This window comes from Streptomyces sp. NBC_01508 (assembly GCF_045040315.1).
Lineage (GTDB): Bacteria > Actinomycetota > Actinomycetes > Streptomycetales > Streptomycetaceae > Streptomyces.
The window spans coordinates 3,960,746-3,985,937 of the sequence record NZ_CP109419.1 but is presented as its reverse complement, the minus strand read 5'-3'; the positions used below and the strand labels follow the sequence as shown (position 1 = coordinate 3,985,937).

23 protein-coding genes and 3 pseudogenes are annotated in these 25,192 nt (G+C 71.9%); 17 read left to right on the top strand and 9 right to left on the bottom strand.

The window, feature by feature from the left end:
• Positions 1 to 37: 37 nt before the first annotated feature.
• From OG700_RS18320 to OG700_RS18305, 4 genes and pseudogenes are all read left to right on the top strand, one after another.
• Positions 38 to 1,021: a response regulator transcription factor gene (locus OG700_RS18320; protein WP_405614838.1), complete on the top strand. Its 984-nt coding sequence runs from the start codon at positions 38 to 40 to the stop codon at positions 1,019 to 1,021.
• A complete protein-coding gene (locus tag OG700_RS18315) occupies positions 1,018 to 2,127 on the top strand; it encodes a sensor histidine kinase (RefSeq protein WP_405614836.1) in 1,110 nt (369 codons plus the stop codon). Before OG700_RS18320 ends, OG700_RS18315 begins: the two co-directional genes overlap by 4 nt.
• A pseudogene (locus OG700_RS18310) lies at positions 2,103 to 2,450 on the top strand (ATP-binding cassette domain-containing protein); the annotation flags it as partial. The gene OG700_RS18315 and the pseudogene OG700_RS18310, both read left to right, overlap by 25 nt.
• A gap of 15 nt (positions 2,451 to 2,465) precedes the next feature.
• Positions 2,466 to 3,257, top strand: coding sequence for an isocitrate lyase/phosphoenolpyruvate mutase family protein (locus tag OG700_RS18305; protein ID WP_405614834.1), 792 nt, complete (start codon positions 2,466 to 2,468; stop codon positions 3,255 to 3,257).
• Here OG700_RS18305 and OG700_RS18300 read toward each other — a convergent pair.
• On the bottom strand, positions 3,216 to 4,307 hold the full coding sequence (locus OG700_RS18300; RefSeq protein WP_405614832.1) for an NAD-dependent epimerase/dehydratase family protein: 1,092 nt from the start codon (positions 4,305 to 4,307) through the stop codon (positions 3,216 to 3,218). The two genes, OG700_RS18305 and OG700_RS18300, sit on opposite strands and share 42 nt — an antisense overlap.
• Before the next feature lie 168 nt (positions 4,308 to 4,475).
• Between OG700_RS18300 and OG700_RS18295 the strand changes: the two genes are divergently transcribed.
• Positions 4,476 to 4,622 carry a hypothetical protein gene (locus tag OG700_RS18295; RefSeq protein ID WP_405614830.1) on the top strand — a complete coding sequence of 49 codons (147 nt, stop codon included), beginning with the start codon at positions 4,476 to 4,478 and terminating at the stop codon, positions 4,620 to 4,622.
• A gap of 30 nt (positions 4,623 to 4,652) precedes the next feature.
• Here the strand turns inward: OG700_RS18295 and OG700_RS18290 are convergent, their stop codons facing one another.
• From OG700_RS18290 to OG700_RS18275, 4 genes are all read right to left on the bottom strand, one after another.
• Complete coding sequence (locus OG700_RS18290; RefSeq protein ID WP_405614828.1) at positions 4,653 to 4,886, bottom strand: WD40 repeat domain-containing protein; 234 nt, start codon at positions 4,884 to 4,886, stop codon at positions 4,653 to 4,655.
• Positions 4,887 to 5,562: 676 nt separating this feature from the next.
• The gene (locus OG700_RS18285; protein ID WP_405614826.1) at positions 5,563 to 6,231 is read right to left on the bottom strand and encodes a hypothetical protein; all 669 of its coding nucleotides are present in this window, start codon (positions 6,229 to 6,231) and stop codon (positions 5,563 to 5,565) included.
• Positions 6,232 to 6,525: 294 nt separating this feature from the next.
• Positions 6,526 to 6,729 (bottom strand): DUF397 domain-containing protein, encoded by a 204-nt coding sequence (locus OG700_RS18280; protein ID WP_405614824.1) that lies wholly within the window; start codon positions 6,727 to 6,729, stop codon positions 6,526 to 6,528.
• Entirely contained in the window at positions 6,726 to 7,583 is an 858-nt protein-coding gene (locus OG700_RS18275) for a helix-turn-helix domain-containing protein (protein WP_405614822.1), read from the bottom strand. Before OG700_RS18275 ends, OG700_RS18280 begins: the two co-directional genes overlap by 4 nt.
• A gap of 109 nt (positions 7,584 to 7,692) precedes the next feature.
• Between OG700_RS18275 and OG700_RS18270 the strand changes: the two genes are divergently transcribed.
• Complete coding sequence (locus tag OG700_RS18270; RefSeq protein WP_405614820.1) at positions 7,693 to 8,178, top strand: ATP-binding protein; 486 nt, start codon at positions 7,693 to 7,695, stop codon at positions 8,176 to 8,178.
• Between the two features lie 62 nt (positions 8,179 to 8,240).
• Here the strand turns inward: OG700_RS18270 and OG700_RS18265 are convergent.
• Positions 8,241 to 8,414 (bottom strand): annotated as a pseudogene (locus OG700_RS18265) (alpha/beta hydrolase); the annotation flags it as partial.
• Here OG700_RS18265 and OG700_RS18260 point away from each other — a divergent pair.
• Positions 8,343 to 8,612, top strand: a pseudogene (locus OG700_RS18260) (alpha/beta hydrolase); the annotation flags it as partial. The pseudogenes OG700_RS18265 and OG700_RS18260 overlap by 72 nt on opposite strands.
• 30 nt (positions 8,613 to 8,642) lie before the next feature.
• Here OG700_RS18260 and OG700_RS18255 read toward each other — a convergent pair.
• The gene (locus tag OG700_RS18255) at positions 8,643 to 9,956 is read right to left on the bottom strand and encodes a CAP domain-containing protein (RefSeq protein ID WP_405614818.1); all 1,314 of its coding nucleotides are present in this window, start codon (positions 9,954 to 9,956) and stop codon (positions 8,643 to 8,645) included.
• Between the two features lie 191 nt (positions 9,957 to 10,147).
• Between OG700_RS18255 and OG700_RS18250 the strand changes: the two genes are divergently transcribed.
• The 3 genes from OG700_RS18250 to OG700_RS18240 all read left to right on the top strand — a co-directional run bounded on the left by OG700_RS18250 (position 10,148) and on the right by OG700_RS18240 (position 13,355).
• Positions 10,148 to 10,909, top strand: a complete 762-nt coding sequence (locus OG700_RS18250) for a class I SAM-dependent methyltransferase (RefSeq protein ID WP_405614816.1) — start codon at positions 10,148 to 10,150, stop codon at positions 10,907 to 10,909.
• 95 nt (positions 10,910 to 11,004) lie between these two features.
• A complete protein-coding gene (locus OG700_RS18245; RefSeq protein ID WP_405614814.1) occupies positions 11,005 to 12,090 on the top strand; it encodes a pyridoxal-phosphate dependent enzyme in 1,086 nt (361 codons plus the stop codon).
• Positions 12,087 to 13,355, top strand: coding sequence for an ATP-grasp domain-containing protein (locus OG700_RS18240; RefSeq protein ID WP_405614812.1), 1,269 nt, complete (start codon positions 12,087 to 12,089; stop codon positions 13,353 to 13,355). Before OG700_RS18245 ends, OG700_RS18240 begins: the two co-directional genes overlap by 4 nt.
• 181 nt (positions 13,356 to 13,536) lie before the next feature.
• On the opposite strand, the gene OG700_RS18235 is transcribed toward OG700_RS18240, so the two are convergent.
• Together OG700_RS18235 and OG700_RS18230 are read right to left on the bottom strand one after the other, a co-directional pair.
• Positions 13,537 to 14,136: a sigma-70 family RNA polymerase sigma factor gene (locus OG700_RS18235; RefSeq protein WP_405621795.1), complete on the bottom strand. Its 600-nt coding sequence runs from the start codon at positions 14,134 to 14,136 to the stop codon at positions 13,537 to 13,539.
• Between the two features lie 178 nt (positions 14,137 to 14,314).
• A complete protein-coding gene (locus tag OG700_RS18230) occupies positions 14,315 to 15,010 on the bottom strand; it encodes a hypothetical protein (protein ID WP_405614810.1) in 696 nt (231 codons plus the stop codon).
• Between the two features lie 204 nt (positions 15,011 to 15,214).
• Here OG700_RS18230 and OG700_RS18225 point away from each other — a divergent pair, with 204 nt between their 5' ends.
• From OG700_RS18225 to OG700_RS18195, 7 genes are all read left to right on the top strand, one after another.
• Positions 15,215 to 16,258: a ferric reductase-like transmembrane domain-containing protein gene (locus OG700_RS18225; RefSeq protein ID WP_405614808.1), complete on the top strand. Its 1,044-nt coding sequence runs from the start codon at positions 15,215 to 15,217 to the stop codon at positions 16,256 to 16,258.
• Positions 16,259 to 16,466: 208 nt separating this feature from the next.
• Entirely contained in the window at positions 16,467 to 18,797 is a 2,331-nt protein-coding gene (locus OG700_RS18220) for a septum formation family protein (RefSeq protein WP_405614806.1), read from the top strand.
• 35 nt (positions 18,798 to 18,832) lie between these two features.
• Positions 18,833 to 19,699, top strand: a complete 867-nt coding sequence (locus OG700_RS18215) for an FHA domain-containing protein (protein WP_405614804.1) — start codon at positions 18,833 to 18,835, stop codon at positions 19,697 to 19,699.
• Positions 19,696 to 20,850 (top strand): serine/threonine-protein kinase, encoded by a 1,155-nt coding sequence (locus tag OG700_RS18210; RefSeq protein WP_405614802.1) that lies wholly within the window; start codon positions 19,696 to 19,698, stop codon positions 20,848 to 20,850. The genes OG700_RS18215 and OG700_RS18210 overlap by 4 nt, the downstream gene beginning before the upstream one ends.
• Positions 20,847 to 21,485 carry a hypothetical protein gene (locus OG700_RS18205; protein ID WP_405614800.1) on the top strand — a complete coding sequence of 213 codons (639 nt, stop codon included), beginning with the start codon at positions 20,847 to 20,849 and terminating at the stop codon, positions 21,483 to 21,485. The genes OG700_RS18210 and OG700_RS18205 overlap by 4 nt, the downstream gene beginning before the upstream one ends.
• Positions 21,478 to 24,054, top strand: coding sequence for an Hsp70 family protein (locus tag OG700_RS18200; protein WP_405614798.1), 2,577 nt, complete (start codon positions 21,478 to 21,480; stop codon positions 24,052 to 24,054). Before OG700_RS18205 ends, OG700_RS18200 begins: the two co-directional genes overlap by 8 nt.
• Positions 24,051 to 25,121, top strand: coding sequence for a hypothetical protein (locus tag OG700_RS18195; RefSeq protein WP_405614796.1), 1,071 nt, complete (start codon positions 24,051 to 24,053; stop codon positions 25,119 to 25,121). The genes OG700_RS18200 and OG700_RS18195 overlap by 4 nt, the downstream gene beginning before the upstream one ends.
• Positions 25,122 to 25,192: the final 71 nt, after the last annotated feature.

The following is a 25,192-nucleotide window of genomic DNA, read 5'->3' as shown; positions in this document are numbered from 1 at the left end:
GAGGCCGTCGCGCGAGACGCGGTGCGAAGGTGGACGTATGCAGAACAAAGCCCCCGGCGGCGACGGTGTGAACGGGCCTGCTCCCACGGAAGCGCGTGCCCATGTGCCTGCCCGTGTGCGCGCCTGTGTGTCCGTCCTGGCGCCCGCGCATGTGCTCGTCGTGGACGACGACCCGACCGTCGCCGAGGTCGTCGCCGGCTATCTCGACCGGGCCGGCCACGACGTCGCACGCGCGGCCGACGGCCCGTCCGCGCTCGCGCACTTCGCGCGCCGCCGCCCGGACTTGGTCGTCCTGGACCTGATGCTGCCCGGCATGGACGGCTTCGAGATCTGCCGCCGGATGCGCGAACAGGGCGGCCCGGTACCGGTGATCATGCTGACGGCGCGCGGGGACGAGGAAGACCGCGTACTGGGACTGGAGACGGGGGCGGACGACTACGTCACCAAGCCTTTCAGCCCGCGGGAGTTGGTGCTGCGGGTGGAGTCGGTGCTGCGCCGGGCGCGGGTGTCGGTGCCCGCGCCCGGCGCGTCGCCGGCCGCCGACGTACTGCGCACGGCCACCCTCACGCTGGACCCGGCGGCCCGCCGCGCCACCCGCGAGGGGGCCGAACTGGCGCTCACCTTGCGGGAGTTCGACCTACTGGCCTTCTTTCTGCGGAACCCGGGGCGGGCGTTCTCGCGCGAACGGCTGATGAGCGAGGTCTGGGGCTGGGACTTCGGTGACCTGTCCACGGTCACGGTCCATGTCCGCCGCCTGCGCGCCAAGATCGAACACGACCCGGCGCGTCCGGCGCTGATCCAGACGGTGTGGGGAGTGGGGTACCGGCTGGGGGAGGGCGCGGTCGCGGAGGGTGCGGTCGCGGAGGGTGCGGCGCACGACGCGCGAGCCGCCCCCGCCGTACCCACTGCCCCCAACTCACCCGCCGTGCCTGCCGTGCCCGCCGTGCCTGCCGTGCCTGCCGTGCCCGCCGTGGCTGCCGTGCCCGCCACGCCCAACTCCCAAGGGGCCGACCGGCCATGACCGACATGCTGCTCATCGCTCTCATCGCGTTTCTCGGAGCCGCCGCCGCCGGTCTCCTCGGGGCGCTCGCCCTGCGCCTGTTCCGGCACCGGTCGCTCGTCGTGTCCGTGACCGTCGTGGCCGCCGTCGCCGTGACCGCCATGCTCGCCGGGACGCTCGCCGTCGCCTGGGCGATGTTCCTGTCGCCGCACGATCTGAGCGTCGTCACCACGGTCGTCGCCATGGCCGCCGTCGTCTCGCTCGCCACCGCCGTCGTCCTCGGGAGATGGATGGTCGCCCGCAGCAGGGACCTGACCATGGCCGCCCGGTCGTTCGGCGACGGCGGCGTCTTCGCCGCCCCCGCCGGGCCTTCCACCGCCGAACTCGCCGCACTGACACGCGAATTGGCGGCCACCAGCGCCAAGCTCGACAGTTCACGCGAGCGTGAGCGCGCGCTGGAGACCTCGCGCCGCGAACTCGTCGCGTGGATCTCGCACGACCTGCGGACGCCCCTCGCCGGGCTGCGCGCCATGTCGGAGGCGCTGGAGGACGGCATGGCCGCCGACTCCCCGCGCTACCTGCGGCAGATACGTACCGAGGTCGAGCGCATGAACGGCATGGTCGGCGACCTCTTCGAACTCTCCCGGATCCACGCGGGATCACTCACCCTGGCCCCCACCCGTATCTCCGTGTACGACCTGGTCGGTGACGCCCTGGCCGGCGCCGACCCGCTGGCGCGCGAGCTGGGCGTACGGCTCGTGGGGGACCGTATCGACGCCGTACCGGTGGAGGTCGACAGCAAGGAGATGAGCCGAGTCCTCGGCAATCTGCTGGTCAACGCCATCCGCCGGACCCCGGCCGACGGCACGGTCGCCGTCGCCGCGCACCACTTCGACGGCGGGGTCGTGCTCTCGGTGACGGACGGCTGCGGCGGCATCCCGGAGGAGGACCTGCCGCGCGTGTTCGACACGGGCTGGCGCGGCAGCGACGCCCGTACGCCCCCGGCCGGCGCGGGCCTCGGACTGGCGATCGTGCGGGGCATCGTGGAGGCGCACGAGGGCCGGGCGGCGGTCCGTAACGTAACGGGAGGCTGCTGCTTCGAGGTGACGCTCCCCGCGGCGGCCTGAGGTCCCGGACATGTCGCCTTCCGCGAACAGCGGGTGCCCCCGGCGGCCCCGGCCGGGTCAGCGGCGGCCTGCGCCAGCGCGTCAACATCGCCCGCGCCCTCATGAACGACCCCGCCGTCCTCCTGGTCGACGAGCCCACCAGCGCCCTCGACCACGAACGCGGCGCCGCCGTCCTCGACCTGATCACCACCCTGACCCACCGGAAGGCCACCGCCACCGTCCTGGTCACCCACGACCGCTCCCTCCTCACCACGGTCGACAGGGTCGCCGAAGTCCAGGACGGCCGACTCACCACTCCTCCTCCCACCCTCACTCCCACCTGACCGTACGGTTCGGTCATGACCTCCCCCGCCGCGCCCAGCTTCCGCGAACTCCACCACCGCACCGCGCCCCTGGTCCTCCCCAACGCCTGGGACATCCCCTCGGCCCTCGCCTTCGCCGACGCCGGGTTCGAGGCGGTCGGCACGACCAGCTTCGGAGTCGCCTCCGGGCTCGGGCGCCCGGACGGCGGCCGGTCGACGCGGGACGCGAACCTCGCCCTGGCGGGGGCGCTGGCGCCGCTGCCGGTGCACATCAGCGTGGACATCGAGGACGGATACGCGGACGAACCGGACGAGGTCGCCGCGTACGTCTGCGCACTGGTGGGGATCGCGGGCGTCAACATCGAGGACAGCACCGCCGAGACGCTGATCGACCCGGCCGCGCACGCCGCGAAGGTCCGTGCGGTGAAGCGGCGTTGCCCGGAGGTGTTCGTCAACGCCCGTGTCGACACGTACTGGTTGGGCCAGGACGCCACCGTCGCCGCGACACTGGAGCGCGCCGCGCGCTACGTCGACGCGGGCGCGGACGGCGTGTTCGTCCCCGGCGCCACGGAGCCCGCTGTCCTCCGCGAACTGGCCGCTGCCGTCCCCGTCCCCCTCAACGTCCTCGCCGTGCCCGACCTTTCGCCCACCGAGCTGGGGGAGTTGGGCGTACGCCGCGTGAGCACGGGATCCCTGCCGTACCGCGCCGCGCTGCACGCCGCCGTGCGGGCGGCGGACGCGGTACGGGGCGGCGGCACCGTACCCGGGGCGGCACCGTATCCGCGGCTACAGGCGCGCCTCGTCGACTACGCGACCCGGCTCGCGTAGCGGCGCCGTCGCGAACTCCGCCATGCCGTCGGCGAAGCCCACCTCCGGCTTCCAGCCCAGCTCGTCGCGCAACGCCCTTGAGTCGGCGGTGACATGGCGTACGTCCCCGAGGCGGTACTCACCGGTGACGACGGGCGCGGGCCCACCGTGCGCCGCCGCCAGCGCGCCGGCCATCTCGCCGATGGTGTGCGGCTCGCCGCTGCCGGTGTTGTACGCGGCGAAGCCGCCGGACCCCGGCCCCGGCCCCGTCATCGCGTCGAGGGCGGCCACGTTGGCGGCGGCCACGTCCCGCACATGCACGAAGTCCCGCCGCTGGCCGCCGTCCTCGTACACCCGCGGCGCCTCACCGCGCGCCAGCGCGGACCGGAAGAAGGAGGCGACCCCCGCGTACGGGGTGTCGCGGGGCATCCCGGGTCCGTAGACGTTGTGGTACCGCAGGGACACGGCGCGCCCACCCGTGGCCCGCGCCCACGACGAGGCAAGGTACTCCTGCGTGAGCTTGGTCGCGGCGTACACGTTACGGGGATCGACGGGCGCGTCCTCCGCCACCAGGCCGGGCGTCAACTCCGCCCCGCACTCCGGACAGTTCGGCTCAAACCGCCCCGCGTCCAGATCGGCGGCGGCCCGCGGCCCCGGCCGGACCACGCCATGGCGCGGGCAGTCGTAACGCCCCTCGCCATAGACGACCATCGACCCGGCCAGCACCAGCGCGCGCACCCCCGCGTCGGCCATCGCGGCGAACAGCACCGCCGTACCCAGGTCGTTGCACCCCACGTACGCCGGCGCGTCGGCGAAGTCCTTGCCGAGCCCGACCATCGCGGACTGATGACACACGGCATCCACCCCACCGAGCACCCGATCCACCGCCCCCCGGTCCCGCACATCCCCGACGACCAGCCGCTCCCCGTCCCGCATCACCCGCGGCGGCGCCCCACCGTGCGCGGACGGCAACATCGCGTCGTACACCACCACTTCATGGCCACGCGCAAGAAGAGCGCCGGCGATCTCCGACCCGATGAACCCGGCTCCGCCGGTGACAAGTACCCGCATACCCCCCACGCTAGGCCCCCACCCACCGAGCACCCGGCACCCCGGGCGGCATGTCACGGGACGGTAAGAACCCGCGCCGCGTACGTCCGTGAACGGTCGCCCTCCGATGCGCCTGGAGTTGGGGTTCGCGATCGGCGGGGCCTGGGTCGACCGGGGCGCAACCAGTTCGTGTGGCTGATCTCCTACGACGGGCCGGAGACGTTCGCGGAGCGCAACGCGATGTATTGGTCGTCCGCGGCCCGCGAGGCGATGAATCTCGATCCTGACGACTTCCTCGTGCGCACCGAGGACCGCACCGTGGAGGAGTGTTACTGACCGCGGGTGCCCGCCGGGCGGACGAAGCGACTACGCGGTCGGAGGCGCCAGCATGTGGCGGCGTCGTTCGTCCTCGCTCAACGTCCGGAAGACGCGTCCTCGCGCATCGGCCTCCAGCCGGTCGACATCGGGCCGGGCGGACCAGACGCGTACGGTGCGGTCGTCGGAGCCGGTGGCGATGAACTGGCCGTCGGGAGACCACGCGACACGACGGACATGCCCTTCGTGGCCTCTCAGCACATCGACGCGGCGGCCGGTGGCCACGTCCCACAGCGCCGCGCCGTCCAGTCGCCGGAGGCGGTGGCGGTGGCGACCCGACGTTCGTCAGGGCGCCGCACACCTCTACGAGGGTGCGGCCGGCGTCGTCCACGATCCGGAAGACACCGTCGTTGGTGCTGAGCGCCAGCCGGCCGTCCCGTGGCGACCAGATGATCAGCAGTCCGATGGCGGGTACGGACGCCTGCTGGATGGCGCGCAACAGCCAAGGCGCCTCATCGACGTCGGTCGCGTAGTTGGTGACGATGCCGAGCAGGCTGGCAACCAGCACCAGCATGATCTGGAGCGCGAGTTGTACCCGATGCCTCATGACGCACCGGCTGCCGAGCCGTATCTCCCCAGCACCGAATGCCCCCCGCTCTCCCCGGTAGCCGACAAGCCATCATCGAACCGGGCGAAGTCGATCTCAATGGTGCGCGGCAGAACAAGCCACGGCGGGACAACGGCCCGCTGGTGTGCGGCGGCTGCCGAGAACGGCCGCGGTGCTGTCAGACCGGCGGCACGGGATCGACGCATCGGCATGAGGATGTGGACGCGGCGTAGCAAGGTAAGGCGCGGGCGAACGTTCGCCGGCGGCTGAGGGGCGGGGACGCCGCGTCGTCCGCACCGTCGATGACCGTCGGCAATCGCCGGGATGTGTATCGCGACCGGGACAGCCTTCAGCTCAGCTTGCTTCCCGGGTGAACAGCTTGTGGACTTCGTTCGCGCCCCGCCGCAGGACCGCCTCCAGCTCGGCGGGGCCGATTTCCGCGTGAGCCGCGTCTGGTGTGTTGGTGAACGCCAGGCCAGGCCGGCACAGGAGGTAGGTGTCGCCCTGCCGGAAGTAGTCGAACGGAACTCCGGCGGCGTGGAGCTTGCGGGTGATCTGCCACTCCCGTTCCCTGGAGACGGTCACGGTCTCCCTGACCCGCTGCCGCAGCTCGGGCACCAGCTCGCGATAGCTCTCCTCGGAGAGCGGGTTGCCGGTGAGGTCGACCTCGCGAAGCTTGGGCAGCCCGGACCGCAGGGCCGTGATGTCCTCGATGGCGTTGAGGGGCAGCTTGAGGCGGCGGATCGTGGGCAGCGTCAGCACCGCGCTTACGTCGGCGAGCGCGCTGAACCGCATGGAGAGCGATGCCAGCCGCGGATGGCCGGCCAGCGCCGCGAGGTCGCGTCCCCCGTAGCCGACCACGTGCAGCGTCCTCAGCATGGGGAAACGGGCGAGGTCGCCGAGGTCGCGGGGGAACAGGACTGCCAGGGCGTCGACGTCGGCGATGTCGTCGTCGCTGAACGGCGGATATCTCCGCAACTCCCGTATGACAGCCTGTTCCACTTGAGGTTCGAGGAACGGCATCGATCAGCTCACCATCTTCGCAGGTCGTCAGCGTTTTACGGTCGCCCAGGATGGCGCCGAAGTTGGCTGTCCGCACAGCACCGAGCCCCCGGACGGCACGTGAACTCTATCCGCCCCGCGATCATCACCCACCCGGGCAGCGCCCAACTACCCAATGCGCTCCGGGTATTCGGCCGGACGTGGCCTTGCAGGGCTACGTCCGGCTCGACTGCTTCCTGCTGTACGGGTCCTTCGAGACCGACCGGGACCTCGTCCTGAACCCGGAAGGAGTTCCCCCCTCGGGTGCGAGCTGTGTCAGTCGGCCACCAGCCCCACGAACCCGGCCCACGCCTCGGGCGCGACGGTCAGCACGGGGCCGGTCGGCTGCTTCGAGTCGCGGATGTGTATGTGGGTGGGGGCGGTGGCGACCTCGACGCACTCGCCGCCATCACCTGTGCTGTAGCTGCTTTTGAACCATGCGGCCTCTGGCACGGACTGCTCGGTGTGCTGCGCGCTCATGCTTCTCCCATCAGTTCCATGATCAACATCGATGACTCTTTCGGCGTCAACGCCTGTGATCGGAGAATGCCATAGCGGGCTTCGAGCTCGCGGATCTTTGCCTGGCTCGTATAGAGGCGACTGTCACTCTGTACTTCGGCGTAGGCGATGCGATCGCCCTTGTGGGTGTCGATCAGCGTGAACGGCCCACCGAGCGCGGCGTGGTCCTCACGCGCTATCGGCATGACCTGGACCTCGATATTGCGCAACTGTCCTGTGAGCAGGACCTGTTCCAGTGTGACGCGCATGACCTTCCGCCCGCCAATGGGCCTTCGGAGGACAGATTCCTCGATCACGAAGCTCATCAGCGGCGCTGGGCTCCGGTCGAAAATGTTCTGCCGCACCATGCGTGCCTCCAATCGCTGGGCGATCACGTCGTCATCGAGCAAGGGACGTTGCATCTGGAAGACCGCCTGCGCGTATTCCTCTGTCTGCAACAGGCCGGGTACGGCGTACATCGCGTACACGTTCAGCGCCGCAGCCTTCGCCTCCAGTCTCGCCGCGTCGCGGAAGAACGCCGGGTACTGCGCCCGCGCCACCTCCTCCTTCAGCGCCTTCAGCACGCCCCCGGCGTCCAGCACTTCATCCGCCCGGTCGATGAACACCGGTTGCGGGATCCGTCTGCCCTGCTCGAAGGACGCGATCGACTGGGCCGCGTAGCCCACCCGTTTGCCGAACTCCGTCCGGTCGAGGCCCGCCCGCGTCCGCAGCAGCTTCAACTGGCGGCCGAAGGCCGCGACGACCCCGGAGACCGGCTCGTCCTCCGACCGCTCCCCGGCATCCGCATCCGTATCCGTCTCGTTCCGTGTCGTCATGCCGTCACCCGTTCCACGCGCGTACACGCCGTACGCCGACGCGTACAACTGGTCCGCGACGGCGAGTCACCTCTGGTCACGCTATGCCACTGAACGTCACCGTGAGGGCATGAACGGAAAACCGCCACTTCCCGTACGTCCCACCCGTGCCACCCAACCCCCGCCTCCCACGCACCACTTCACGATGCGCTTCTCCTCAACTCCGCGCGGCGCCCGTCTCGCTCGACGCCTGGCCGGGGAACGTCTCGACGCGTGGGGTGTCGCGTACGGGACCGACGCGCACGACGCGTTGACGCTGATCGTCGCGGAGCTGTGCGCGAACGCCGTGTGTCATGGGCGCGTGCCCGGCAGGGACTTCCGGTTGGGGTTGACCGTCGCGCGCACGGTCGGCGGCGCCGCCGTCGCCGTCGAGGTCACCGACACACGCGGTGAGAAGCTACCCGCCGCCGTCCCGCCCGCCGATGCCGACGGCGGCAGGGGGCTCGTCCTGGTGGCCGCGCTCGCGGACGACTGGGGTTGCTACCCCCGCTTCGACGGGCCGGGCAAAACCGTGTGGGCCACGCTGGGCACCGGTCACCGCCCCGCCCGCGGCTGACCGCCGTCGACCGGGACGTGGGCGCCGTTCACCGCTCCGGAAGCCGGGGAGAGCAGGAAGGCCTGTTCGGCCAGCCGCAGCCCGTCGTCGTCCCGGGCCGGGTCGGCGGCCCAGGCCGCGAAGTCGGGGAAGCGGTCCTCCACGGCCCTGGACGTGTTCGCGATCCAGCCCCGCCCGACACGCGCCGGATCGGGGTCACCGCTGCCGTCCAGCACCCAACGGTCCGTGCGGGCCGGGTTCGGGACCCCTCGACGCCGTACTTCGGCGCGCTGAAGATGCGTGAGGCGCTGGGCGATCGGGCCAGGCTCGTCACCGTTGACCGGGGCGGCCACGGCATGTATCTGGCCAACGGCAACGCGTGCGGCGACAGCAAGGTCACCGCCTTCCTGAAGACGGGCGAGCGCCCCGAGAGGGATGTGTACTGCGCGAGTTGAGCCCTGCGCCTCGTCGTGCCCGGTCCGGCCCTAACCCGACATGCCGAAGAGCTGGGTCCAGTACGTACCCGTCTCGCCGCCGCCGCGGAAGCCGATGCCTATGTGGGTGAAGTCCGGCTTGAGGATGTTGGCGCGGTGTCCGGGGCTGTCCATCCAGCCCCGGACCACCTCGGCGGCGGACCGCTGACCGCACGCGATGTTCTCGCCGATACCCCGGTGCGCGCAGCCCGCGGCGGCGGCCCGGTCCCAGGGCTGGCGGCCGTCGGGGCTCGTGTGCGCGTAGAAGCCCCGCGTGACCATGTCGTCGCTGTGCGCCTGCGCGGCCGTCGTCAGCCGGGGGTCGCCGGCCAGGGGGCGCAGGCCGGCGGCCGAACGCTCCGCGTTCGTCAGCGCGACGACGTCGGACGCGACGGCCGCAAGGCCGTGCGGGGTCAGCGGGCGGGCCCACACCGCCGTCCAGAAGAGGTCACCGCCGGGGGCCGGGGCGTGGGCGACGCCCACCTGTGAGAGGGCGGGGTCGCGCACCGTACGGCCCATGCGCGCGTCGGTCAGGCAGTACGCCAGGAAGTCGGCCTCCGTACGAGGACCGGAGACCAGCTGCTCGGCGACGGTCAGATACGCGTACCCCTGGGCCGTGACCCGTTGGTAGAGGGACGTGCCCCGTGCGGGCGCGGCAGCGAGCCGGCCCTCGGCCGCCATGCCGGTGCAGTGCGCCCGCGCGGCTGCCGTGAGGCGGGCGTCGGCTGTGACGGGTGGGGCACCGGTCCGTGAGCGCTCGGCGTTGACGAGAGCGGTGAAGCCTTCCTCGGGGGTACGGGTGGTGAAGCCGTCCTCAGGGGTACGGGTGGGGCTTGGGCTCTCCTCGGTCACCTCGATGCCGAAGTCACGCGCCACCCCGGCCAGCCCGTCCGCGTAACCCTGGCCCAGCGCCCGCAACTTCCAGCCGCCGCCCCGGCGGTAGATCTCCGCGAGCAGCAGCACGCTCTCGTGCGTCGGGCGCGGTGGCGTGAACCGGGCGAGGGCGAGCGAAGAACCCGCACCCGTCACCGACAACGTGGGCGCGGGCAGCCGGCCGAGCGGCACGGCCGGGTCGGCGGCGCTCACCACCACCGTGACTCGGCTCGCCCCCGCGCGCAGCCGCCCCGCGTCGACCGTGACCGTGTCGCCCTGGAGGCACGCGCCGGGGGTTGACGGCTGGTTGTAGAAGACGAAGTCGCCGTCGCCTGAGACCTTGCCGTCCTCGCCGGTGATCAGGACCGACAGGTCGAAGAGGTCGCCCGGCACCTGGATCGCGAGCGTGCCGCCGGGCAGCGACACGTTCCCGCCGGGGATCAGATCGAGCATCGTGCCGCCTCCTCCTGCCTGTGCCGGGTGTTCGTGTGCAGGGAGAACGCCGGGCGCGCCCGGCCGGGTTCCCGCGCCGCCCCTCATGGCCACCTCTCGCCATTTCGCACGCTCCGGGAACTCGGGCCCGCCACGCCGCGACAACTCATGAGGACAGGGACAAAGGGCGGGGACCGACGACGGAGGCCGATATGGCGAGCGACGTGGCGAGCGACGACTGGTACGACGACGACAGCCTGTGGGTCGACTTCGCCCCCGCCATGTTCTCCGGCACCCGCGCCGAGACCGTCGCCGAACTGGTCCGTACCGCGGCGCTGTTGGACATCCCGCCCGGCTCCCGCGTCCTCGACCTGTGCTGCGGCCCCGGTCTCTTCCTCGTCCCTCTGGCCGCCCGTGGTCACCAGGTGACCGGCGTCGATCTCAGCCCGGCCATGCTGGAGCGCGCCGAAGCCGCCTGCCGGGAGGCGGCGGCGGACGTCCGGCTCGTCCGCGAGGACATGCTCACGTACGCCGCCCCCGAGAGCTACGACGTGATCCTCAACGTCTTCACCTCCTTCGGCTACTTCGAGGACGCGGACGACAACTTCCAGGTGCTGCGCAACGCGTGGCGGAACCTGGCCCCCGGCGGCCGGCTGCTGGTCGACGTCATGGGTAAGGAGGTGCTCGCGGGCTGGATCGGCCGTCCACAGGCTGTGGATCTGCCGGACGGTTCGTACATCGTGCAGCGCGACACCGTCCTCGACAGCTGGCGCAGGCTCCGTACCGACTGGACGCTCGTGCGCGGGGAGACCGCGCGCACCGCGTCCATCAGGTCGTTCCTCTACAGCGCGGCCGAGTTGCACGACCTGTTCGTGGCGGCCGGGTTCGCGGACGTCGAGTGCTTCGGCGACTTCGACGGCGGTACGTACGGGCAGGACTCGCGTCGGCTGATCGTCCGGGGCGTGAAGAGGTGACGCACCCGCGCGGCATCCGGGGACGCGGCCCCCCGGATGCCCCGTGCCCTGACGCCCGTACGCCACGCTCCACAGCCCTGGAGGACCCGTACGCCATGCCTCAGCTCAGCCCCACCACCCCCCATCTCGCGGTCCCTCGCGTCCCCGTGCACGACCACATCACCGACGCCATGAAGGCCCCGGCCTTCCTCCGGCTCGCCGAGAACGTGGTGCTGGCCCGCTTCGAGACCATGAAGGTGTACGCGGCGCTCGGCGCCGTACGCGCCCTGCTCGAACGCGGCCGGGTCGTGCCCGGCCAGACCCTCGTGGACAGTTCGAGCGGCATCTACGCCCTCGCGCTCGCCATGGCCTGCCACCGCTACGGTCTGCGCTGCCACATCGTGGCCTCCACCACCGTGGACGCCACGATGCGAGCCCAGTTGGAAGTGCTCGGCGCCACCGTCGACCAGATGCCACCCTCGCGGAGCCTGCGGCTCGACCAGGAGGGCCGCGTGCGCCACGTGCGCCAACTGCTCGCCGCACGGCCGGACTTCCACTGGATGCGGCAGTACCACGACGGCGTGCACCACACCGGCTACCGCGAACTCGCCGCCCTGGCCGACGCCGCGCTGCCCGGCGCGGAGCTGACCGTGGTCGGCGCGGTCGGCACCGGCGCCTCGACCGGCGGACTCACGCGGGCGCTGCGCGCGGACGGCCGTACGGTACGGCTGGTGGGCATCCAGCCCTTCGGCAGCGTGACGTTCGGCAGCGAGGGCTTCAGCGATCCGGACGCGATCATCGCGGGCATCGGCAGCTCCATTCCCTTCGGGAATGTGCGGCACGAGCTGTACGACACCATGCACTGGCTCGACTTCCGGCACGCCATGGCCGGTTCTGTCGCGCTGCTGCGGCAGCACGCGGTGTTCGCGGGGCTGTCCACCGGCGCCGCACACCTCGTCGCCGGGTGGGAGGCGGCCCGCGACCCGCACCGTACGCATCTGGTCCTCGGCGCGGACACCGGGCACCGTTACGCGGAGCGGGTGTTCGCCCGGCACGCGGAGGCGTCCGACCCGAGCACGCTGCGGCCGGAGCGGCTGGCCGACCTCGCCGAACTACGGCCGCCCTGGGCCGTGTTGGAGTGGGCGGGGCGTCCCGCGCCGCCCGGCGCGGTCGTCACGCCCGAAGGTGAGGCGGGCCGATGACCATCGCCGCCCTGGAAGCACTCTCCTTCGGCCTGGGACGTACGGCGCGGGCCGCCCGCGCCGCCGGGCACCGGTTCGTCCTGCTGACCGGCGACCGGAGCGTGTACCGCCACGAACTCGCGACCGCGAGTGGTGCGGACGTCATCGACGAAATCGACGTGATCGACGTGATCGATGTCGACACCTTCGACCCGGACGCCGTACGCCGCGCGCTCGCGCGCCTGCCCGACCTCGCCGGGCTGATCAACACGACGGACACCTGGAGCGTGCCCGCGGCCGATCTCGCACAGGAACTCGGGTTGCCGGGTCCGGATCCGGAGGCCGTAAAACTTCTGCGTGACAAGGCGCGCGTGCGGCAGACGCTGTATCGGGCGGGGTTGAGCGCGGGGACGGCCGTGGTCGTCGAACCAGCCGTGGAAAGCGCTGAGTTGGTGACTGGTGGCGTCGGGCTGCCCGCCGTGCTGAAGGTGTCCGCCGGGACGTCGTCGCGGGATGTGTGGATCGTGCACGACGAGGAGGAGTTGCGCGCGGCGCTCGGGGAGGCCGAGAGGCGCGAACAAGGGCTGAACGGGCGGCTGTTCGCCGAGCCGTTCCTCGCCGGGCCGCTCTACAGCGCCGAGACCCTGAGCTGGCGGGGGCACACGCGGCTGCTGGGTGTGCTGAGCCGGCAGACGTCGCGCCGTCCCGCCGTACGGGAGGAGGCCGCCGCCTTCCCGGTGGCGCTGCCGGCCGGAGAACTCGCCGCGATCGAGCGGTGGGTGGGCGACGTACTGGCGGCGGCGGGGCACGAACAGGGCTTCGCACACGTCGAGTTCGTCCATACGCGGCGCGGCCCGGAGCTGGTCGAGATCAACCGGAGGATCGGCGGCGCCCTGGTCGCCGAGGCCATGTGCCGCACGCTCGACGTCAACGTGTACGAGGCGCTGGTCGACGTCACGCTGGGACGGCGCCCGCGCCTGCTGGACGCGCCGCCACGCGCGACCGGACCGGCCGTCGCGTTCGTGCTCGTGTACGCGGACGAGCCGGGCGTGCTGGCCGGGTGGGCCGGGCTGGACGGTCTGAACGCCTTTCCGGGCGACGTGAGTTGGTACCCCGTCCGGGCGCCGGGCGACGCCGTGCCGCACGTGGGCGACCAGCGCGGCTGCACGGGCATGGTGCTCGCCGAGGCGGCGACTGCGGAGCTGGCGCAGCACCGGGCGTGGAGCGCGGCGACCACGGTGCGGCCGGTGATGAAGCCCGCCGGGGCCGGGGGAGGGCGAGGGTGAGGCGGGGAGGGTGTGGCGGGTGAGGGTGAGGGCGAGGGTGAGGGCGAGGGTGAGGGTGAGGCGGGGCGTTCGCGGGTGCGGGTGCGGGTGCGGGTGCGGGTGCGCCGTCGCGGGTGCCGCGGGGCGCCGTCGCGCGGGTGGCGAGCCGGCCGGGCTCGCCACCCGCGCTGAGGTGTCCGCCTCAGACGGCCATGCCCGTCACCGTGCCTTCGGCCCCCTTGACGGCGTCCGGCTTCCAGACAGCCGCGAGATCGCGCCGGGCGCGGGCGACCCGGGACCGTATCGTCCCGACCGGACAGCCCAGGGCGTCGGCGGCCTCCGCGTACGAGAGCCCGAGGAGCCGGGTCAGTACGAACGCCTGCCGGCGCCCCGGATCCATCGTGGCCAGCGCGTCGGCGAGCGCCACGGACTCCTCGAAACCCGGAAGATGCCGCGGCTGGGCCCGGTCCGCGACGGTCACCCAGTCCGCGGTGTCGGCGATCCGGGGCCGTACGGCCGCCCGCCGGTACCGGTCCACGACCACCCTGCGCGCGATCGCCAGCAGCCAGACCCGCGCGCAGGAGCGCCCGGCGAAGCGCGCGAGGCTCGCCAGCGCCCGCAGATAGGTCTCCTGGGTCAGGTCGTCGGCGCCGCGCACGTCGGCGCTGAGGTACGCGACGAAGCGGCGTACGTCGTCATACGTCGCCCGTACGAAGAGTTCGGCGGCTCTCCGGTCACCGAGTCCGGCGGCCAGGGCCCACGCGGTGATCTCGGAGTCGTCGGCAGAGTTGTCGGCGGAGATGTGGACGGAGTTGTCGGCGGAGTCGTCCGCCCGTGCGCGCCGGGCGGTCGTCGGATGTATGCGGGTGGGGGGTATGCGCGTGGGCGCAGGGGTGTGCAGGGCGGCAGGTCTCACGGAACGTCCTTCGCGTCCGGGCCTCTGGAGGCCCGTGGAGTCAGAGCGGTGGCATGGGTATGGCTCAGGACGGAAGGAGTGGCGGCCCGCGCCGCGACAGGGCTTGCAGGAGCGGGAGTTGGGCCGGGGGCCGGATCGGCCGGCACGCCGCCGGGGGCGCGAGCACCAGCAGGTACGCCGGCCGGCCGCCGCTCAGCACCTCGTGGGCGAACCGGAGCCGCTCGTAGGCGAAGCCGTACGCGTACTCGCACGCGAACAGCGCGAGGGTGCCGACCATTCGTACGAAGGCGCGGTCGCCGCGCCACAGCCACCAGCCGCACACGAGCCCGGCGAGGACGTGGGCGCCGACCATGCCGGAGGTGAGGCCGGAGCTGTCGAGCGGCCCGGTCACACCGTTGAGCCCGGCCAGGCCGAGGAGTTCGCCGAAGGACTCGTGCGAGATCTCTGCGCCCCCGCCGGTCTCATGGCCGCCGTGTGCGACGTGACCGCCGGACGGGCGGGGATGCAGTCCGCTGAACACGGCGTGCAGCAGCAGCTGTCCGGCGGCGCTCGCGCCGACGATCGCCGCGCCGCCGCGTTCCTTCCGGGACAGCAACCAGCCGGCGCCGCACACCGGCAGGAAGGCGAGGGCGAGTACGCGCGGCGGCAGCGGGCCGCCGGACGACAGGGCGTGGCCCAGCCCGGACACCAGGACACACACGGCGGCGAAGACCGCGGTGCGTGCGAGGCGGAGTGCGGGCCCGGCTCCCATGGCCGCCATGGTGCCAGCGTGACAGGGCTGTCGGGAAAGCCCACCCGATGCGTATACATCGGATGTTCACGCGCTATGCGGGGACATGGAGTTGGTGTGATCCAGCTCACACACGAGACTCGGGAACTTCTCGGCCCCGGCCACCGACACCTCCAACAGTACGACCGTGCGCCAACCCGTACGACGGAAGATGACGGAACCGGAGACCGCCCGATGAATCCGCCCCCAGAGCCCGCGACGCCCGACGCAGAGCAGCCCCCGGACGCCGAGCCGGACGCCGAGCCGGACGCCGAGCCGGACGCCGCCTCGTCCCCCGACGCCGCCCCGGCCCCGGCCACCGCCACGCCGTCCCCGCGCGTCACCCTCCGTTCCGACCTCCGGGCGAGCCGGCTCGACGGCACCGTCGCCCTCGTCGTGACGGCCGCCGTCTTCGTCGTCCTCTACGTGCGGATCAAGGCGGAGACGTCATCCACCCTGACGGTCATGCCGTTCATGGCGGACACGGGCGAGTTCTGGATGTACTACCTCAGCCAGGCGTTCGGCTGGTCCGCCCTGCTCTGGGCGTGGGGCACCGTCATCATCGGTCTGCTGCTCTCCGGACCGCGCCCCGCGCGCCTGCCGCTCTCCGGCCCCCGACTGGAACGTCTGCACCGCACCACCAGCCTCAACACGATCGCGCTCATCGTCGCCCACGCGCTGCTGTTCGCCGCCGAGTTGATCTACCAGGACACCGACTCGTGGCCCTCGCGGGTGGGCTCCGCCGTACTGGAGACGTTCATCCCCGGCGGCTACAACTCCGGCACCGGCGTCTGGGCCATGCCGATCGGCCAGGCGGCCCTCTACCTCGCCGTCCCGCTCGGCCTGCTCTTCTACGTACGCCACCGCATCGGCCCGAAGACGTGGCGGATCCTGCACCGTTTCGTGCTCGTCGTGTACGTCCTGAGCGTGTGGCACACCCTGCTGTACGGCACGAACGTCTGGTACGACGGGGCCTTCCGCAACACCGTGTGGCTGCTCCAACTCCCCATCGCCGCGCTCTTCCTGCTACGGCTCCTGCGCCCGGCCCGCCGCTCGGAACGTCTCGCGTCGCCGAGCGCGCACCACGGGTCGAAGGCCGGCTGGAGCCTGCGTCTGACCGGCCGGGTGGCGGCCGTCGCCATCATCGGCGTCCTGGTCGCGGTGATCGCCTCCGGGCGTGACGGCGGACGCACGGTGCCGCCGGACGACACCTCGTCCACGCACGTGCACGACGACTGACCGCACAGAGCCGGTCGACCGGGCCGGAACCCTCCGCCCCCGCACCTTCCGCACCTTCTCCACCATCCGTCCCGCCCCCTTCGCCGCGCCCCGGCATCTCGCTCAACCGGCGCTGGCGAAGGGGGCGTTGCCCATGTGAATTCCATTCAGTTGCCATGGAGCCGGGCACCTCGGGTCGCCATACTTTCCCCAGGGACAGAATCTCGACGTGGTCGATTCGGAGCGTGCTGTGATCGATGAGACGACAGCCGGACTGCTGGAGGCGGCAGGTCCGCAGATGTACCGGCGGAACGCCTTCCGTATCACCGGCCTGCCCACGGACGCCGACCGCCGGACCGTTCGGCAGCGCCAGCAGCGCATCACCCCGGCGCTCGAACTCGGCGCCGACGTCGACCTCGGGCACTCGCTCCCCGTCCGGCTGGACGATGTCCGGGGGGCCTTCGACCGGGTACTCGGCGATCCGCGCCGCCGTCTGGTCGACGAACTGTTCTGGCTCTGGGGCGGGGCCGGGGATGGGGCCGGGGCTGGGGACGCCGACTCCGCGCCGGGCACAGGCACAGGCACAGGCACAGGCACGGGCACAGGCACAGGCACAGGCACGGGCACAGGCACGGGCACGGGCACGGGCAGGAGCACTGGCACGACCATCTGCGCGTGCCCGAAGTCGCTGCACGCCGACCACGACGCGGCCGTACGGGCGCACAGCGCCGCGCTCGACCTGGAGGTCGAGAACGACGACCTGTCGGCCGGACAGCGCCTCTTTGAGGCCACCCGGCTCTGGTCCGACGCGTCGCGGCTGTGGGGCCAGGTGCTGCGGCGCGCCGTCTTCTGGGACCACGTGCGGCACCGTATCGCCGTACTCGACGACCGGCAGCTCGACGAGTCCGTGATCGACACGCTCCGCGACGCGATGCCCGGCACCCTCGTCAAACCGCTCATCGAGCTGGCCGCGGCGGCGTCGACCCCCGCCGACCGGGTCCGGCTCGCCGGACTGGCGCGCGACTGGCCACTCGTAACGCCCGGCACGGTCGACGACCAGTTGGAAGAAGCCGCCGCGCCGCACTACGAGTCGCTGCGCGCGACCGCGAAACGGGCGTCGTCGCAGTTGGAAGGGGGGAACTGGGACGGCGCCGCGGCCGAGGCGTACGACCACGCGCTGCCCGCGCTGGCGGTGCTGGAGTCGGTGGTCCCCTACGCCCGGCACCGCCGCACCGCGACCGCCCGCAACGACATCGCCGTCCTCCTCAACAACTGCGCCACCGCCGCCATCGGCGGCCTCGGTCCGGCCGCGAACCTGAACGCGTCGAAATGGTTCCGTACGGCGGGCGAACTGGCGACGGACCCCGTCACCCGGCAGACGCTCGCAACGAACCGTGACGAGCTGCGCGACATGATGGACACATTCACGCAGATCAGGAAGCAGGTCGACCAACTGGTCGCCGCCGGGCGCGTCAGTATGGCCCTGGCCCTGCTGCTGCGCGTCAAACGCCAACTGGCCGGTGGCCCGGGAGTTGACGAGATCGAGCGGATGATGGCCGAGGTCCGGGCCCGGAAGACGGAGGCGTACACCCGGCCGCCCAGGCCGGCCGGCCGGTCGGCCCCCAGGCCCCGACTGGCCCTCGCCTGGGCCGTGTTGATCACCATCGTGATGGGCTTCCTCGCGGCGATGTTCGCGGGCGTCTTCGAGGACGACGGCGGCGGCGGTGCCGGCAGCGGTTCCGGGGCGCGGGGTGGCACCGCCGTCGTGTCCGCGGCGGCCATCACGGACAACAGTCCGGTGGGCGCGTGCATCGAGCAGCAGTCGGACTGGGACGTCGGCGCACGCGAGGTGGACGTGATCCCGTGCGACCAGCCGCACTGGGGTGAGGTGCTGGCGTACGTACCCCTGGTGGACACGACGTCCGCGCTGATGACGGCGGAGTACCCCGGAGTCGACCGGACGGTGGCACTCTCCCGGTTCCGGTGCGAACTAGCCCTGCGCCAACTGGTCCCGCTCAAAACGGGGTTGGTGACCAAGTACGTGATACCGGGTGGAGAGAACTGGGACCAGTCAGAGCCGGTGCTGGACGAGTACACGACGTGCGTCGTGCACTGGGCCGACAACGCGGAGATGCGCGAGGGGGACGTGGTGAGGCGGGACGTACCGGAGAGCGGGGTATCGGTTCCGATGAACACCTTCAGCGACAACATCTGGGACAACGCGCCGACGGGGACCTGCGTCAAGACCGCGCTCGATCTCAACACCACGACGACCGAGGTGCCCATCGTGCCCTGCGAGGAGTCCCATTGGGCCGAGATCGTGGGCTATCCCGTTCTGTACGAGGACCCGGGCGCGACCGAATGGCCGGGAGACAAGGCCGTCTTCGCCAAGGCCGTGGCGGCATGCGAGAAGGCGGCGCCCGGCGGGTCCGGCGGGTCCGGCGTCGTACACACCACCTGGCCCGACCAGAGTTGGTGGGGTGCCCGGGACACTCCGATCTACGCTATGTGCGCCGTCTCCCAGAAGGACGGCCGACCCACCATCGGCGGGCTGCGATGACGCGCCCGTCCGACGGCCGGCTACCGATGATGACCATGGAGGAGAAACGGGTGGTGGGGGTCAAGGGGGCTGCTCTGCGCGTCAGTTCGCCGGACGGGGCACAGACCGTCTTCGAGCTGGCCGGTGTGTCGGTCACGGTCGGCCGCGGCGTACCGGAGCGGGCTCCCGACGTGGGGCTGGGACCCGATCCGCAGCGCTGGGTCGGCCGGCTGCACTGCACGCTCGACTTCGCCGACGGCATGTGGTCGGCGACGGACAACGCGAGCGTCAACGGGACGCTGCTCAAGCACGGTGACACCATCGAACGTCTCCAGGCGCGCAAGCGCATACAGCACGGCGACACGCTGCTGATCCTGGGCGACATGGACCCGGGAGGGGAGCCGGTCTACTGGGAGTTGACCTTCCTGGACCCGCACACCACCCGGCCGGCGCCGTTCGGTTCGCCGTCCGACGTACGCCACACCGGACCGTGCCTGCGCTACGACTGGGTCGCCGCCAGGGCGTACCGCAACGAGGACGGCGAGGAGACCCTGATCACCGGACTGCGGCCCCAGGGGCACCAGTTGCTGCGCTACATGGCAGGGCGCAGCACGAGCGGCGCGGCCGTCGCCTGCGAACACGCCGCGCTGATCACGGCGTTGTGGGGCGCGCACGAGGAGTGGGCGCCGCACCGCTCGTACACCAGGGCCGACATCGCGGGCGTCGTACGGGCCGTGCGGCGCTGCGTCGAGGCGGATCCGTCGAATCCGAAGATCCTGGAGACGGTGACGGGGATCGGGTACCGGCTCAACGTCCTCGCGGGCGGCGGCAGTACGGGGCAACGCGAGTCGCGGCTGCGGGATCCGGGGCAGCGGAATCCGGGGCGGCCGGGCACGGGTGAGCGGGGGGCGGGGGAGCGATGACGCTGCTCGTCAGTGGTGACCGGGTCAGCGACACCCTCGTGATCGACCGCCCGCTGGGCGAGGGCGCGTTCGCCGAAGTCCACCGGGTGCGCCACGAATACCTCGGCTGGCAGGCGATGAAGCTGTTCAAGCGAGTCGCCTCCCTGGAGGAGACCCGCCGGATGCTGGACGAGGCCCGGCTGCTGTCGACTCTTGGACACCCGAACATCGTGCGGCTCTTCGACGCGAACACCGTCCGCACACCGGAAGGACTGCGCGGCTTCTTCACGATGGAGTACGTCGCGGGCGGCAGCCTCGAACGGCTCGCCGCCGCACACAAGTCGATGGTCCCCAGGGACCTGGTCGCGGAGGTGATGACCCAGATCGCGAGCGGCCTCGCCGTCGCCCACGACCAGGACCCGCCGATCGTGCACCGGGACGTGACGCTGGCCAACGTCCTCATCGGCTACGACGGGACGGGCATGCGGGTGCGGGTCAGTGACTTCGGGCTGGCCAAACGCGCCGACCCGTTCACGCATCTGGCCAGCGCCCAGGGGACGTACGCCTTCATGGCCCCCGAAGTGATGCGCAACCAGGGCTATTCGTGCGCCAGCGACGTGTGGTCGGTGGGCGTGATCGCGTATCTGCTGCTCACCAACCGCTTCCCGTTCCATCAGGGCGGCGAGGAGTTCTCGTCGTTCTCCTTCGGGCGGTTCAACCGGTCGCTGCTCCCGCCGAGCAGTTACAACGACGAGGTCGACGCGGACCTGGACCGTATCGTGCTGGCCACCCTCGAAATCGAACCGCGGAACCGGCCGGCCACGGCCCAGTTCCTCGCGGACGCGCTGCGTGAGCGCGCGGAGTCGATGGCGGGCGCGAGCAATTCACCGCTCAACTCCGGTGCCTCCGGGGCTGCTTCGGGTGCGGCGGGGGCGGCGGGGGCGGCGGGTGCGGCGGGGGCGGCGCCACCCAAGGCATCTGCCAAACGACCGGTCAGACCGCCCACGGAACGCGCCCGGCGACTGGCCGACGAAGCACTCGCACTGGCCCGCTCGCCGGGGGAACTCGACCGCGCCGCCGACCTCATGGAGGAGGCCGTCAACTTGTCGCCGTATCTGCGTGACCGGTATCTGTCCCAGCTCACACTGTGGCGCCGGGGGGTGATGATGTGAGCGGGCGGCTGTCCCGGCTGCGGGACGACCTCCGGCAGCGCAGGCACCACCGCGCGTTCCGGATCGCGCCGCTGCCGTGGGACGAACCCTCGCGCGAGGAACTGGAGCGGCTGCTCGCTTCGGTGACGGCGACGGTCGCGGCGTCTGCGTCTGTGGCGGCTGTCGATACGGCGACGGAGTCCGGCGCCGGCGGCGAACCCGAACTGACCGCGTCCGAAGAGTCGTTGGACGTGAAGGCGCTGGCCGACGCAGCCACGAACCTTTGGCGCGCCCAGCGCAGGCTCACCCGCGAGGGCGAGGCGGCGTCCTCGCGATCCCGGCAGACGGGCCGCTATCTGCGGTCGTGCCGGGAGGCGTTGGACGACGCCGGTCTGCTCGTGCAGGAACACGAGGGCGACGCGTTCCACACCGGGCGATCGCTGGAGGCGCTGACCTTCCAGGAGGATCCGTCGCTGACGGCCGAGACGGTTCTGGAGACCATCAGGCCGACGATCTATCTGCACGGCCGGCGTATCCAGATGGGCCAGGTGATCGTGGCTTGCCCACCCGCGCCCGCGCCAGCCTCTGCCCCCGCGCCTGCCCCTGCCCGAGAAGCACCGTCCAGCTCGGACCACGAGAGGACCGATCATGCGTGACACCGTCGACTTCGGTATCGACCTGGGTACGACCAACAGCGCCATCGCCGTCGTCGAGGGCGGCACCGTCTCCGTCATCAAGAACAACGACGGCTGGGACATCACGCCCTCGGCGGTGTGGATGCCCAAGGAGGGCAGGGTCCACGTCGGCCGTGCCGCGCGGGACCGTGTGGAGCACGATCCGGCGAACGCCACCGCGGAGTTCAAGCTGGAGATGGGCCTCGCCGACTCGCGGAAGATCTTCACCGCCGCCGGAGTCTCCCTCAGCCCGCCGCAGTTGTCGGCCGAGGTGCTCCGGTCGCTGCGCGCGGACGCCGCGCACCACTGCGACGCCCCGCCCGAATCCGCGGTGATCACCGTCCCCGCGGCCTTCGCGCTGAACCAGAACAAGGCCACCATGGAGGCCGCGGAACTCGCCGGATTCACCTCCGCCTGCCCGCTGGTCCAGGAGCCGACAGCGGCGGCCTTCGCATACGGCTTCCAGGACGCCACCGACCGCGCGTACTGGATGGTGTTCGACTTCGGCGGCGGCACCTTCGATGCCGCTCTGGTCAGCAAGCGCGACGGTGACCTGCGGGTGCTCAACCACGCGGGAGACCCGTACCTCGGCGGGAAGCTGATCGACTGGGCGGTGATCGAGCGGCTGCTGGTGCCCGCCGCTGCCGCCGAGCTGGGGCTGACCGACATGCGCCGGGACAATCCTCAGTGGCGCGCCAACTTCGCGAAGCTGAAGCGCGCGGCCGAGGACGCGAAGATCCATCTCTCCCGGCGCGACCAGGTCGACATGATGATCGAACTCAACGACGCCCACGGCAACCCTCTCACCCTCGAACACACCCTGACACGCGGTGAGTTGGACGCCATCGCCGAGCCCTTCTACGTCCGGGCGATCAACCTGTGCCGCGACGCGCTCGCCGAAGCGGCCCTCGGCCCGGACGACATCGACCGGCTGCTGCTCGTCGGCGGCGTCACGCTCTCTCCCGGACTGCGCGAACGGCTGGCCGACCCGCGCCACGGCCTCGGCATCGAACTCGACATCAGCCTCGACCCGACCACGGTCGTCGCACGTGGCGCGGCGATCTTCGCCAGCACGGTGCGGATCCCGCAGTCGAAGTCGGCGCCGGTGCCTGCCGGGCAGTTCGCGGTCGAGCTGTCGTACGAGCCCAGTGTCACCACCCTCCAGCCCACGGTGGGTGGCCGTCTGCGCGGCTCGTCGGAGCCGGATTCCGCGGGTGCAGGTGCGGGTGCGGGTGCGGGGGCAGGGGCTTCGGGTGCCGGGAGTTCGGGGTCGGGGGCTTCGGGGGCTTCGGGGGTGGGGGTCGACTGGACCGGCTACACGGTGACCCTGAACAACCCGCAGGGCCAGCCGCCGTTCCGTTCCGCCGCCATCTCGCCGAACGCGGAGGGCGTCTTCGTCACCGACGTGGCCGTCGACCCGCACACCACGTCGAAGTTCTTCGTCGAGCTGACCGACCCGGCGGGGACGCGGTGCGAACTCGCCTCCAACACCCTGTCGATCACCCACCGGGACCTGGAGTTCGGCGGCGTACGGCTCGCGCACTCGCTGGGTATCCAGCTCGCCGAGCAGGTCTTCGCGCCGATGCTGCGCAAGGGCGCCACCCTGCCGACATCGGTGCGTGAGGTGTTCCGTACGTCGGCCGCCCTGCACCGTTCCGACGCCGACGCGACGATCCGGATCCCGGTCATCCAGGGCGAACGCAGCCGGGCCGACCGCAACCGTGGCGTGGGCATGCTGGAGATCCGGCCCCGCGACATCCGGATCGACCTGCCGGCGGGCAGCGAGGTCGAGGTCACCGTCGAGGTCGACAGGTCCAGCATGGTCACGGTCATCGCCGATGTGCCCCTGGTACAGGCGCAGTTCGAGGCCGAGATCGACCTGGACAACATCCGGACCACGGATCCCGAGGAGTTGCGGGACGTCCTGGACGAGGCGGAGGGACGGCTCGCGGCGCTGCGCGGATTCGTGGCGGACGCGGGCTCGGCCGACGCCGAGCGGCGGCTGGCCAAGCTGGACGAGGAGCGGACCGTCAGCACCGCCCGCGACCAGGTCGACGCCTCGACGGTGGACGTCGGCGCCGCCGCGGCGGCGGAGGAACGACTGCGCGACCTCCAGGCCGAGTTGGACGACATCGCGGACGCGGTGGGGCTGCCCGGCCTCGTACGGGACCTGCGGGCGGCGATCGCCGAGGCAGACGAGCTCGTACGCCAGCACGGCGACGCGGCCGACCGGCAGGAACTCGCCGCGATCCGCACCCGGGCCGACGAGGCGATCGACGCACAGGACTCGGTCGCCGTCCGCGGACTCATCGACCGGACGGGCGTGCTGCTGTTCGAACTCGAACGGCGCAGCCCCGACTGGGCGGTGAAGCTCTTCTACACCCTCCAGGAAATGCTCCGCTCGTCCGGGCAGGCGGGGCCGCTCATCCAGGAGGGGCAGCGGGCCATCGCGGCCAACGACCGTCAGGGCCTGGACGCGGTGAACCAGCGGCTGTACCGGCTGCTGCCGAAGGACGAGCAGGACAAGGTCGTCTGGCTGGGCAGGTCATGAGTGACGAGAGGGAAGAGCGGGACGAGACCGATTCCGTACAGGCGCGGGCGCTGAGCCTTCGACTGACCGTGCGGCGGGCGCATGCGGCGGCCCGTGCGGGTGACCTCGACCTGGCGGCCCGGCTGCTGGACGAGCGTGACGAGCTGCACGAGTGCGGTGAGTTGGGCGGACTGGCCGGCGCCGGGCGGGCGACGGTGCCGGCCGCCCTCAACCTGCGCGCCAAGGTGCATGCCCAGCGCGGCGAGCTGATCGAGGCGGACGCGTGCTGGTCCCGGGTGGAGGCCGTCGCGCCCGACGACCCGGACGCGGCGGCCGGCCGCCGTACCCTCGCGAAGATCGCCGCCGGACGACGGCATGCCCGCCCGGTCGTCCACACCGGCCGGGTCGCGGTCGTCGCAGCCGCGCTGGCGGGAGCCGCGCTGATCGGCGGTGGCGGCTGGCTCCTCGCCGGAAGTGTCGGCGGCGGTGAGGGTGACCGGCAGCCGTCGGGGTCGGTGGCCGACGCGGACACCGGATCGGAGCGGCTGCGTGAGGAGTCGCGCCGTGCCGACGGCCTCAAGGCGCGTCTGGCGGCCCTCGAAGCGGGCGCCACGGCCGACGCGGAGCGCCGCGAGACCACGCTCGACGCGGTCGCGAAGCGGCTGGCGATGCCGGGTGTGGAGATCCGCCGGCAGGCCGATGACATCCAACTGGTGTTCAGGCAGGGGCTGTTCCCGTACGACTCCGTGATCAGCCCGGAGGGCGCCTCGGCGCTGACGGAGATCGGCCGCAGGCTGGCCGACCTGAAGTCGGAGTCCGGGGCCGATACGGGGGCGGGGTCGGGGGCGGGGGTGGAGACCACGGTGGTGGGTCACTCGGTCGCCGTGCCCGGCGGCGCCCCGAGCGGCGGCTCCGTCGTCGCGCTGAACCGGGCCCGGGTTGCGGCGCAGTATCTGGCGCAGGACAGCGACCTGCGGCTGACGGACTTCCAACTGGTCAGCGCGGATCAGCGGCGGGGTCCCTTCCCGGCCACGGCCGCGAACGCCCCACGCAACCGTACGGTCACGCTGCTGATCACCCCGAGGTAGCCGCCGCCCGCGGCTGTCCCCGATCGCCGGACGGGCCGCTTGAGCGGCCCGTCCGGTCACAGCCCTAGGGC